The following is a 10,848-nucleotide window of genomic DNA, read 5'->3' as shown; positions in this document are numbered from 1 at the left end:
GTTGTAGAAGGAGGCGACAGAAGCATGGAAATTGGAATTTTTAATATGTTGAATGATTCCGAGAAATGTTTTGATCACGTAACCCGTTTTGGATTGAACGTTTGCCAGTTGGGAAGTTGGGATATGAACCTGGCAACCAGAGAAATAGCAGAGAAGACAGTGAAACAATCAATAGCAGCGAATGTAAGGGTAAGTGCGGTGTGGGCTGGTGTTCCCGGTCCGGGGGAGTGGAATTTCCGTGAGGGTCCGACTACATTGGGACTTGTCCCTGAACAATACCGTCAGGTTCGTGTGGAAGCATTAAAGAAATGGGCCGACTTTGCTGTCTGGATTGGAGCGCCAGCCATTATTACCCATTGCGGGTTTATACCTGAAAATATGATGGATTCAAATTATGAGCCTGTTGTAGAAGCTATTCGCGAGGTCGCACAATATTGCGAACAAAGAGGAATTGAATTTTGGTTCGAGACGGGACAGGAAACTCCTGTTGTACTTCTAAGGACGATAGAGAGAGTAGGGACATCCAACCTCGGTATCAATTTCGATCCTGCCAATCTCATTCTATATGGTAAAGGAAATCCCATAGACGCTCTGGATGTTATTGGCGGGTACATTAAAAATGTTCATGTTAAAGATGGATTTTATCCAACCACAGGGGACCAGTTAGGACGAGAGGTTGCTCCGGGATTGGGTAAGGTTGAATTTCCCAGGTTTATTTCTAAGTTAATGCAAAGTGGATTTAACGGGGAATTGATTATCGAACGTGAAATAAGCGGGGAAGAGCAGATCAATGATATCATAAAAACGATAGAGGATTTAAAAATTTGGATAAGGCAGTGCTGATAATATAAGGAGAGTGCATGTAATGGATAATTCGATAGAGATTCCGAAGTATGCCGGTGTGTGCAAACTGGAGGAGGCATGCCGCATCGGTCTTCCAATAGATGATAATGTTAGCATTTTGAAACGGTTTAATTATATCAAATCCAAACTATACGACATTATGGTGAAGCATATGAATCGAACTCCGGAATGGGAAGTTAAAGGAGCAATGAGTCTGCACATCTGGCTAGACGCCGAACATATCACCTCAGTACGCAAACGCGTATCAGAAATGCGGGAACCGCCGCTTTACTTGGACAAGATTCCTGATCCCAAGCTGGAAACGTTAATGAATGAACTCATTTATTCCAGTACAACGGTTGAGTTGCTAGCCGGAATTTATGGTGTGATCCGTCCGTCATTGTTGGCGGCATACAAAGAACACTTGCAATTGACGAATCCACTTGTCGATTATCCGACATGTCGAATGCTGAAAATGCTAGCCCTGGATGAAGAGGATATGATTCAGTGGGGACAGCAAGCTCTTCAAGCAATGGTAAAGACGAATCAACAACTGGACGAAATGAATCGATGGATGAATCACGTTCATGCTTATCTGCAGGATGCAGAAGGGATAACGGGAAGACAAGTATATGTTGAATCTGTGGAACTTCCCGCACCGCGTGCAATAAAACCATTCGAGGCCGACTTTGTTCCGCGCAGAGATGAACGCTTTACTGACATTTATAACAGTGTGTTATCCGCAGATGAACTTTATCAGGACAAATCGCGAGATGCAAAAGAGAGGGTTTGGGCGTTGCTGTACAAGAGACTAAGAGAAATGGATGTGCCCGAAATGCAATGCTCCATTGTCGCTGAAACGAAAGGAAAACCTTGGGAATATTATCACGATATGGGGAGACAAATTTGGGACGAAGCCAGACATTCGATGATGGGTCAAGTCGCCTTTGAACATATGGGAATAGATTGGACGAAATTGCCCATTCGGATCAACTTCTCGTATGAGTTGAACACGATGCTTACACCTCAGGAAAGGCATGCGATTTTATATGACATTGAATTTGGACTTATGCCCGGAGATACCGGTAAAAAGTATGAATGGAATATCTCCAGAGAAGCCGGTTATGCGCTGGCAACAACATTTCACGACCACGATTGGGCAGATGAAGTTCTTCATGCGCAAATTGGGAGAAAATGGATTGTGAAAGATGTCGGAGGCGTTCAGGAAACCCTAGATATGGCAAAGAAAGCATGGAAAAAACTTGAGGACGGCAGGCCGGCTTACCCAGCGGAAGATCCGGATTGGTGGCAGCACTTTTACGATCAAGTCAAGGATATCGAGTTCAAATAAGAATGAATCCGAAACGGGGTGTATAAGAAATGAAATTGCTTACGTTTGCAACGGAAGAAGGCTTGCGGTTGGGTGTCAAGACGGAATCAGGAGTCGTAGAAATTCCTGCGGAGGACGGATGGCCTCGGACGATGGAATCTTTGATCGCCGGGGGTGACAAGGTGATCAAGCAAGTGAAGGAGCATCTTCGGAGTGCAATAGAATCCGGCAATCTGCTGCAAGAGGAAGATCTGACATTCGGCCCTTGTGTTCCCAATCCAGGGAAAATCATTTGCGTCGGCTTAAATTATCGTGAGCATGCCGCGGAATCCAACATGAGCATTCCGGAATTCCCAGTTCTATTCAATAAATTTAACAATTCTATCTCCGCCCATGGGCAGACGATTCCGCTGCCTCCTTCCGTGAAGGAAGGGGATTACGAAGTAGAGCTTGTGATCGTGATCGGCCAGACGGCGAGCAAAGTTTCCAGAGACGAGGCGCTGGAGCACGTATTCGGATATTGCATCGCCAATGACCTTTCATCCAGAGATTTGCAGTTCAGAACGAATCAATGGATGCTCGGAAAAAGCCTGGATCATTTCTGTCCGATCGGCCCGTACTTGGTTACTGCAGAGGAAGTCGGAGACCCGAACCGTCTGGAGATCGGATGCCGATTGAACGGAGAAATTCGACAGCAATCCAATACGTCGGATATGATTTTTTATTGCGACGAATTGGTTAGTTATATTAGCGAATATATCACTTTGAACCCTGGAGACATCATCCTGACCGGAACGCCGCAAGGCGTCATCTTCGGCTATCCGCCGGAGAAGCGCATATGGCTAAAGGACGGGGACGAAATCGTCGTTGAGATCAGTAAACTGGGCAGCTTGAAAAATCGGATCCGGGGCTAACCCGGTGTGTCCCCAACCATAAGCCCAAGAATCTCACGGTTGCCATCTGAGTTCACTCCATAACCAATAAAGACACCTCGGGAGCGAATTCGACTGTCTTCATGTACCTTCACATACATCGCGTCTACGGTTACAAAAGGATAAGTGACCTCGTGTAGTGACCGGGTTTCCACGCATGCACAACGGGATCCAGCTGCTTACATAGTTCGCTTACTGTGGATTTGGAGAATTGTGTACCGCATAGCTCCTCTGTCACTTTAGTAACTTTTCGAGTGGATACTCCATTGACGACGAGTTCCATAAGCGATAGCACAAGTGCCTGCTCTGTTCGTTGATAGCGCTGAAACAGTTCTGTAGAAAACTTGCCGTCTCGAAATCGTGGAATCTGCAGCGTTATACTACCAACACGTGTTGTAAGCCCACGATTGTAGCTGCCATTACGCACATCTTGACGCTCTGCCGTGCGTTCGTACTCCATTGCACCCAATTGCTCGGTGGCCTGCGCCTTCAACACTTGGTTTAAGACCGTCTCAAGCAAAGCTGCTACTCTAGCATCCCGAGATTCTCCGATAAACAGTTGGTTTAATAATTGGTGATCTAGTGTAACCTGATATTGAGCCATGAACAAATACTCTCCTCTGGAATGGTCTAGGCAACTTTTCTAGATGAGTATTTGCTTCATGGCTTTCTTTTATGAAGTTCACTATTTTACACAATTATATGGACTCAACTAAGCATGTGCCCATTCGGCTGAATTAAGTACGCGAGGCGAATCTAAATGACTCGCATGTCCCCATTCGGTTGAATCGCGTTAACCCGCACTGCGCTCGAAGCCGACGATCCACTCGCCTTTGGTGGCCGCGAAGCCGGTGTCGCCTTCAACGACGAGGCCGTATATATTTTTGACGTCGAGGAATTCCTTCCGGCTGCCGTTGTCGAATTGCAACGTAATGTAATAATACGTCCGCGATGATGAAGAAGTATGGCCGATATTGTTGTCATGATTCTGATGATTTGTGTGATGGCGCACGTCCATGCGTTTCGCTACGACCTGGGCATAGGCGCTCTCTTGCGGGGCGCTCGAATTCCGAACGTATTTCACGCCGGCGAAGATCATGCCTCCGATGACGACGACGAAGCCTAGGAACACCAAGATCGGCACGATGGTAAACATGAGGTCGAAGCCCGCAGGCGGCCCGAAGTTGCTGCTCATTCCGTAATCCTCCTCCAATTGGAAATAAGTGTCTTTCGAACGTAATACGTCATTTCCCGGGAAAATGTTTCGGCTCGGGCAGCACGGATCTAACCTATTTTTTGGCGCGATCAAGCACATTAGCAGGCCACTGGTCCCCAAAATAGCGCCGAGGATGTTTCAACGGAACCATAAATCCTTGAATCTCACCCAGCTTAGCGACTCCAGCGTAATGCCCCGGACGGATGGATGGAAAGCCGTTTTCAAATGTTTCCGGTAGAGGAAGAAGAGGCTATGGCGACGGGTGAGCTCTTGCTCGATTCGAATAAATAGCTTCGCGCGAGTTCCGGGATCGGATTCGGCCATGATCGCCCGAAGCAATCCGATCAGCGCGCTGCCTTCCGTCTCGCCCATATGCTGGAGCATGCTCGTGTACAGATCGATCAGCCGCAGCTCGCGATATTCGTCGAGCATGACGGCGAACAGCAGCAGATCCGCTTCCATTCGCATTTCGCCCTTGAACTGTTCGGCCGGAAGCAGCTTGATGTCGAGCGCGATGCCATGCGACTTCAACACTTCCGCGACCAACGAAGCGTCGGCGGCATATTGAGGGATGGTCATAAGCGTTAGCGCGCCTCCTCCTGAGCGGCCAGTTGCCGGATTCAGCTTCGTCAGCAGCTCAAGTCGTTCGTGCTCCTCCAACACGGTCGCAGGAGACCTTCCGTTACCTTCAAGCTTCTCCCCGCCGCTCGCCCTCAGCCAGAAGCTCGATGCGCCTTCGATCACGTCGCCCGACAACAATCGTAGCAGGTCGGATCGGTTGATCGCGAGATTCAACAGCTTCCTGAGGCGAGGATCGGCCAGCGGCCCGTCCTTCAACTCGTTCACGGTCAGAAATTTGCAGGTCGTGCCCGATTGCCTGACTTGCTGCCATTGCCCGCCTTCGCCCTCGACCATGCGAACGTTATGCATCACTTGGTACTGCCTCAGTTCGCGGCTATCCTGATAAGGTTGGTCGACAGGCAGCGGCATCGTCCATACTTCGACCCTGTCGAGAAACGCGCGGCCTTGAAAATAGGACGGGTTCGCCTCCAAGGTCAGAATACCCTGGTCGCTGGAGGCCAGCAGGAAAGGGCCCGTGCCGATGGTGGTCCCGCCCAGGGCGGCACGGCCGAACCGTTCGCCTTCGGCTTCGCATACATCCTGCGGCACGATGGAAGCCCGGTTCGTCGTCAGGAACGGGAGGAACAGCTCGTTCCGTTCCTTGAGTTTGAAGCGGATCGTCGTGTCGTCGGGCGTCTCGATCGAAGCGATGTCGCGGTAAGCCCAGCTATACAAACCCTCGGGCGCGCAAAGTCGAAGACGTTCGATGGAATAAGCCGCATCCGCGGCGGTCATCTCCCGTCCATGGTGGAACAATACGCCCTTGCGGAGATAGAAGGTCCATTCGGCTCGTGTCTCGTCCGTCTCCCATGCATGTGCGAGATGGGGGAGAACCGCGCTTCCGCGGCTGTCCATCCGGACTAGGCCGTCGAAGAGCTGGTGGACGAGATGGGATTCGCCGAAGTAATGGATGTTCGCAGGATCCAGACTCGCGATCGTGCCCGGCAGCGGGAACCGAAGCGTATCCGTGCGGCGTTTGCCTTCTACCTGGGAGCGGAAGCCGAATTGTCCAGTGAGCCAGTCTTGGAAGGTTTCCCTTGCCGCAGCGCCGTCCGTCGACTGCAGCGTGTCGAGTCCGGCCTGCAGATCGCCCCGGCCGACCAGCTCTTTGGCCTCTTCCAGCAGCATGAAGTCGAGCGGCACGAGGAAGATCAGCTCGGATCGGTTGCCCCTGCCGCGCTTCGACTCCCATCTGATCCAGCCTTCATCGACCATCCGCTTCAAAATCATGACCATGTTGCGAGTCGTGCAATCGAGCTTTTCCGCCAACTCGAATGTTGTCGCGATGGCCGCTTCGCCATCCGCTATGAACGGAAAAGCACGCCTTAGCGCGATATAATGGCGTCGAATCTTCATGCCTGCCAACCTTTCTCACTAAAATATGAAATTACGAGAAATGAAATTGCACTTTTTGTTCTTATTTTATAGGTTACAATAAAAATAGCAAGTTCATAAAGTCCAGTTTTCAGCACATGAGCTTATGCTTCCGATGCTGCGTTTTTTTCAAAAACGCTGTAGAAGGTTGGATGAAGTTAGGAAATGAGGAGCGGAGCGTAGTGATAGCTACGTGAGCACCTGAAATGTTTCCGGAGGAAACATACTTCGTAAGCATACGCTTGTTCCGGCTGAATTCAAGATTCGAAGTCGAATACGCATCCTGATATGCTCCGTGATCAAAAGTGGACTTTATGAACAACCTCTGAGGAAAAAGCAAAGGGAGGGCATTACGCGTATGAGAGATCCTGCGCCTTGGCAAAAACGATATAGCCGCATGTGGATGATCGCTCTGCTTCTAGGTGCCGTGGGCCAATATTTATTCGTGGAGAACGAGCCCGGCATCTCCATTCCGTTGTTCGTGCTCGGCTGCTACAGCCTATTCTTTTATTCGGTCCAAGGACGGCTCGGCGGCTTTGATAAGTGGAAGGGGCAATCCAAAACGGGTTGGCTGTTATTCGGTCCCATCGCCGCAATCGCGCTGACATACGGACTGTTTGCGAACGAGCTGTTCCGAGTGCTGAATCTAGGGGCACTCATGATCATGATGGTCGCCCAGACGATGCTGCTGACGCGCGGCGGCTCGCAGCCTTGGCATCGTCCGGGCTTCTTGGGCGAGCTGCTCGCTCAGTGGCTGATAACGCCGCTAACCCATCTGACCGTCCCGTTCGGGATCCTTGCCGGGTGGTTCGGCTTCGAGAAAGGCTCGTTCCGCTCTCGGGGAGGCAAGCTCGGCAAGGTGGCGCTCGGACTGCTCGTCGCCGCGCCGCTGATGCTGATCGTCGTCGCCCTTCTGGCTTCCGCGGACGGAATCTTCGAATCTTGGATTGAACGCATTCCGAATCTAATCGACGACGAGACGATTGGGGAAGGCATCGGCAGAATCGTGTTCGGCGCGGGAATCGCCTTCTATGTTTTCTGTTATGTATGGGGACTGCTCTTCCGGAAGCCGAAGACGGACGATGCGCTGGAAGCCGCGTTCCCGAAGGAACCGCATGGCGTCCCGGGAGAGAAGAGGCAGTCGATCGCTTATATCGATCCGACGATTGCCGCTACCGTTCTGGTCTGCGTCAATATCGTCTACGTTTTATTCGTGGCCATCCAATTCTCGTATTTGTTCGGAGCGGCGGAAGGAATGCTGCCGGAAGGCACGGCTTATGCAGAATATGCTCGAAGGGGATTCGCCGAGCTCGTCGCGATTGCGATCATCAACATGGGGCTGCTGCTCTTAGGCCTGCATTTCGTCAAGCTGGAGGGCAAGCTGCTCGAGAGGCTTAAGCAAACGTTGCTTACGGTGCTTATGGGCTGTTCCGTCATTATGCTGATATCCGCTTACAGCCGCCTGTCATTATATGAAGAAACGTATGGCTTCACCGAGCTTCGGTTGCTCGTTCACGGCTTCATGGTGCTGCTTGCCGTTATGATGCTGGCCGCGATCGTCCGGATTTGGTACGGAAGATATTCGCTTGCCAAAGTTAACATCGCCCTCGCTATTGTGGCCTACGTTATCATGAACTATGCTAATCTTGACGCGCGCATCGCCGAGAACAACGCGGACCGGTACGAACGAACGGGCAGGATCGATTGGGCTTACCTGTCGACGTTGTCCGTGGACGCGGCCCCGGCGCTCATGAAGCTGCAGGAGCGGCATCCGCAGCTTGCGGAAGTTCGCGACATTTTGAAGCAAATGCGCATGGAGGCGGCCGGCAGGAAAGAATGGCAATCCTGGAACGCCGCGTTCGAACGGCTGAAGCCTGAGTAGGGAGAGAAGGGTGGAAGTGATGTTGAGCAGGACGAAACGGTGGTTTCTTATCTATATTCCCGCTATCATTCTAGCAGCTTTCTTGTTTTTGTATCTCGAGAACAACGCGATCGGGGTGACGAGCTACCGGATATCCTCGGAGAAGCTGCCGCAAGGGTTCGACAGTTACCGGATCGTCCAGCTTTCCGATCTGCAGAGCAAGGATTTCGGCCGCAATCAGCGTCCGCTGGTTAGCAAGGTAGAGAAGCTGAAGCCGGACCTCATCGTCGTTACCGGAGATCTCGTCGATGCCAACCATTACGACGGCGAAGCCAGCTTGGCGATGATGAAGGGGATTGCCGAGATCGCCCCGGTTTATTTTGTGGCGGGGAACCATGAGTATGCGGCGGAAGGTTATCCGGGGCTGGAGAACGAGCTGCGGGAGCTTGGCATTCACGTACTGCGCAACGAACATGAGGTTATTCCGCTCGGGGACGGCTTCATTCGCATTGCGGGGGTAGACGACCCGATCTTCGACCGGGCAGGGGATGGCGACGTCGATAAGATGAACAACCACTTGGCGAAAGCGTTCGAAAACATCGGACATCCGGAAGCGTATACGATCCTGCTCACGCATAGGGCCGAGCTGTTCGAGGTGTACGCGGAGCATGGCATCGACCTTAGCTTCGCCGGCCATGCGCACGGCGGGCAATTTCGGATTCCGTTCGTGGGGGGCGTCTATTCGCCAGAGCAAGGCTTCTGGCCGAAATTATCGGAAGGAAAACACGAAAACGACGGTTCGACGCTGATCATTAACCGTGGACTTGGCAATAGCACGTTCCCGCAACGATTGTTCAATCGTCCGGAGATCGTCTCCGTGGATTTGGCAAATGGCTGATAACCGCTCGCGGTCGGCCATGGCTGCAGACACATCCCGAAATTCGCCTTAGGATCCGGCGCGCGTCAACAAAAGGCGCTTGTTCCTAATGGATGAGCCAATGCGCCGCCAAGCTAGGCCACGTACAATAGGGTATGGAACATGACTGAATCGAAGGATGATGATCCCATGCCCTGTTATTACGGCAAAGTCATAATCGTCAAAAATAATGGCACGATTATATTCGGCCATATTTGGGAAAATTCGCCGAGCGTCAATCAAACATCGAATACGGGCTCCGGCGAGAGCACGGAAGAAGAAGAAGAAACCGAAAGCGCCCAAAGCAGCTCGACCAGAAGCAAGCGGAGGAAGAAGGCCGGGAAGTGCCGGAAGCGGAAATAAGGCTGCGCGGAATACGTACGTTTTGATTCGGATTTGAATGAATGTGAGCAAACTCCTTTTCAAAACTGCTGATTTGTTGATAGAATCTCCTGTTTCCGCACGCTGGCGGGGGCCTATAATGAGGTTGCCACGAATTGAAAGCGTATACATAACGATTCTCGCTAACGATCCCATAGCGCAGATGTTCGTCAGGCTTAACGGAAAAAGGGAGATGGTAGGATGAGAAAATGGTTTAGCGGAATGCTGGCTGTCGCAATGCTTCTGACCCTCGGACTTGGCGGACCTTGGAGCGGTGCGGAGAAGGCGGAGGCGGCTCCGGCGTTCGCAAAGGGGGCGGATATTAGCTGGGTACCAGGGATGGAGGCGCAGGGGTATACGTGGAAGGATAAGAACGGCAACACGCGTGACATCATCGATATTCTGAAAAACGACTACCAGATCAACTCCGTGCGCATCCGGGTATTCGTGAATCCTTCGAATGATTACGGCAACGGCTATATGAACAAAGACCGCGCGGCCACGCTCGCGCAGCGCGCCAAGAACGCGGGGATGAGCATCATGCTGACGCTGCATTACAGCGATTCGTGGGCGGATCCGGGGAAACAAACGAAGCCGGCCGCCTGGCAGAGCTATACGTTCCAGCAGCTGATGGACGCCGTCTGGAATCATACCAGGGACGTCATGTACGCGATGCAAGCCAAAGGCGTAACGCCGGATTGGGTGCAGATCGGCAACGAAACGAATAACGGCATGTTGTGGGAAGATGGCAAGGCGTCGGTGAATATGAAAAATTACGCTTGGCTCGTGAACACGGGCAACAACGCGGTCAAGTCCGTCAGCAGCGGCACGAAGACGATCGTCCATCTGGCCAACGGTTACGACAACGCGTTATTCGTATGGAATATCGGGGGGCTGATCGCGAACGGAGCAACGTTCGACATTATCGGCATGTCGTTGTATCCGACGGCATCGGATTGGTCCACGAAGGTAAACCAGACGATCACGAACGCAAACGATATGATCTCCCGTTACGGCAAGCAGGTTATGATTACCGAAATTGGGCTAGACTACAATCAGGCGACCGCTGCGAAGAGCTTCGTGACGGATATTAAGACGAAAATTCGCAATATTGCCGGCGGCAATGGACTAGGCGTATTTTACTGGGAACCGCAAGCTTCGCCAGGTTACAACGGCGGCTACAACAAAGGAGCATGGCAATCGAACGGCCGTCCGACAATTGCGCTTGATGGTTTTATTAATTAACGTGTTAAAACGACAGAGGACTCGAGAATTCGAGTCCTTTCTCCATTTTCATAGGTAATAATATCCATTACTTTACGCATACTATTGCTATTATCGAGTTACATATTATAATAGTTCATGTTCATATAC

At 51.5% G+C, this 10,848-nt stretch carries 9 protein-coding genes and 1 pseudogene; 7 read left to right on the top strand and 3 right to left on the bottom strand.

Features of this window, described 5'->3' with window-relative positions:
- The first annotated feature begins 24 nt into the window (after positions 1-24).
- Genes RB620_RS09740 through RB620_RS09730 form a run of 3 tightly spaced genes read left to right on the top strand, consistent with a single transcriptional unit; the run spans position 25 to position 3,087 of the window.
- Entirely contained in the window at positions 25-843 is an 819-nt protein-coding gene (locus RB620_RS09740; protein WP_308093853.1) for a sugar phosphate isomerase/epimerase family protein, read from the top strand.
- Between the two features lie 22 nt (positions 844-865).
- Entirely contained in the window at positions 866-2,194 is a 1,329-nt protein-coding gene (locus RB620_RS09735; protein WP_308093850.1) for a hypothetical protein, read from the top strand.
- Positions 2,195-2,223: 29 nt separating this feature from the next.
- The gene (locus RB620_RS09730) at positions 2,224-3,087 is read left to right on the top strand and encodes a fumarylacetoacetate hydrolase family protein (RefSeq protein ID WP_308093848.1); all 864 of its coding nucleotides are present in this window, start codon (positions 2,224-2,226) and stop codon (positions 3,085-3,087) included.
- Between the two features lie 5 nt (positions 3,088-3,092).
- Here RB620_RS09730 and RB620_RS09725 read toward each other — a convergent pair.
- From RB620_RS09725 to RB620_RS09715, 3 genes and pseudogenes are all read right to left on the bottom strand, one after another.
- Positions 3,093-3,709, bottom strand: a pseudogene (locus tag RB620_RS09725) (IS256 family transposase); the annotation flags it as partial.
- Positions 3,710-3,898: 189 nt separating this feature from the next.
- Entirely contained in the window at positions 3,899-4,300 is a 402-nt protein-coding gene (locus RB620_RS09720) for a DUF2500 domain-containing protein (RefSeq protein WP_308093846.1), read from the bottom strand.
- Positions 4,301-4,459: 159 nt separating this feature from the next.
- The gene (locus RB620_RS09715; protein ID WP_308093844.1) at positions 4,460-6,298 is read right to left on the bottom strand and encodes an ABC transporter substrate-binding protein; all 1,839 of its coding nucleotides are present in this window, start codon (positions 6,296-6,298) and stop codon (positions 4,460-4,462) included.
- A 376-nt stretch (positions 6,299-6,674) separates the two neighbouring features.
- On the opposite strand from RB620_RS09715, the gene RB620_RS09710 reads away from it, so the two are divergent.
- The 4 genes from RB620_RS09710 (at position 6,675) to RB620_RS09695 (ending at position 10,719) form a co-directional block, all read left to right on the top strand.
- Positions 6,675-8,198 (top strand): DUF4153 domain-containing protein, encoded by a 1,524-nt coding sequence (locus RB620_RS09710; RefSeq protein ID WP_308093842.1) that lies wholly within the window; start codon positions 6,675-6,677, stop codon positions 8,196-8,198.
- A gap of 19 nt (positions 8,199-8,217) precedes the next feature.
- Positions 8,218-9,075, top strand: coding sequence for a metallophosphoesterase (locus RB620_RS09705; protein ID WP_308093989.1), 858 nt, complete (start codon positions 8,218-8,220; stop codon positions 9,073-9,075).
- A gap of 141 nt (positions 9,076-9,216) precedes the next feature.
- Positions 9,217-9,456: a hypothetical protein gene (locus tag RB620_RS09700; protein WP_308093840.1), complete on the top strand. Its 240-nt coding sequence runs from the start codon at positions 9,217-9,219 to the stop codon at positions 9,454-9,456.
- A gap of 240 nt (positions 9,457-9,696) precedes the next feature.
- The gene (locus RB620_RS09695; RefSeq protein WP_374121391.1) at positions 9,697-10,719 is read left to right on the top strand and encodes a glycoside hydrolase family 53 protein; all 1,023 of its coding nucleotides are present in this window, start codon (positions 9,697-9,699) and stop codon (positions 10,717-10,719) included.
- The last annotated feature ends 129 nt before the right edge of the window (positions 10,720-10,848 follow it).

This window comes from Paenibacillus sp. LHD-117 (assembly GCF_030929555.1).
Classification (GTDB): domain Bacteria; phylum Bacillota; class Bacilli; order Paenibacillales; family Paenibacillaceae; genus Pristimantibacillus.
This window is presented reverse-complemented; position numbering and strand designations above follow the sequence as displayed.

Excerpts from the sequence above, each read along its gene's own strand:
- RB620_RS09710 (WP_308093842.1), top strand. The coding sequence starts at position 6,675 with ATGAGAGATCCTGCGCCTTGGCAAAAACGATATAGCCGCATGTGGATG.
- RB620_RS09700 (WP_308093840.1), top strand. The coding sequence starts at position 9,217 with ATGACTGAATCGAAGGATGATGATCCCATGCCCTGTTATTACGGCAAA.
- RB620_RS09720 (WP_308093846.1), bottom strand. The coding sequence starts at position 4,300 with ATGAGCAGCAACTTCGGGCCGCCTGCGGGCTTCGACCTCATGTTTACC.
- RB620_RS09695 (WP_374121391.1), top strand. The coding sequence starts at position 9,697 with ATGCTGGCTGTCGCAATGCTTCTGACCCTCGGACTTGGCGGACCTTGG.
- RB620_RS09735 (WP_308093850.1), top strand. The coding sequence starts at position 866 with ATGGATAATTCGATAGAGATTCCGAAGTATGCCGGTGTGTGCAAACTG.
- RB620_RS09705 (WP_308093989.1), top strand. The coding sequence starts at position 8,218 with ATGTTGAGCAGGACGAAACGGTGGTTTCTTATCTATATTCCCGCTATC.
- RB620_RS09715 (WP_308093844.1), bottom strand. The coding sequence starts at position 6,298 with ATGAAGATTCGACGCCATTATATCGCGCTAAGGCGTGCTTTTCCGTTC.
- RB620_RS09730 (WP_308093848.1), top strand. The coding sequence starts at position 2,224 with ATGAAATTGCTTACGTTTGCAACGGAAGAAGGCTTGCGGTTGGGTGTC.
- RB620_RS09740 (WP_308093853.1), top strand. The coding sequence starts at position 25 with ATGGAAATTGGAATTTTTAATATGTTGAATGATTCCGAGAAATGTTTT.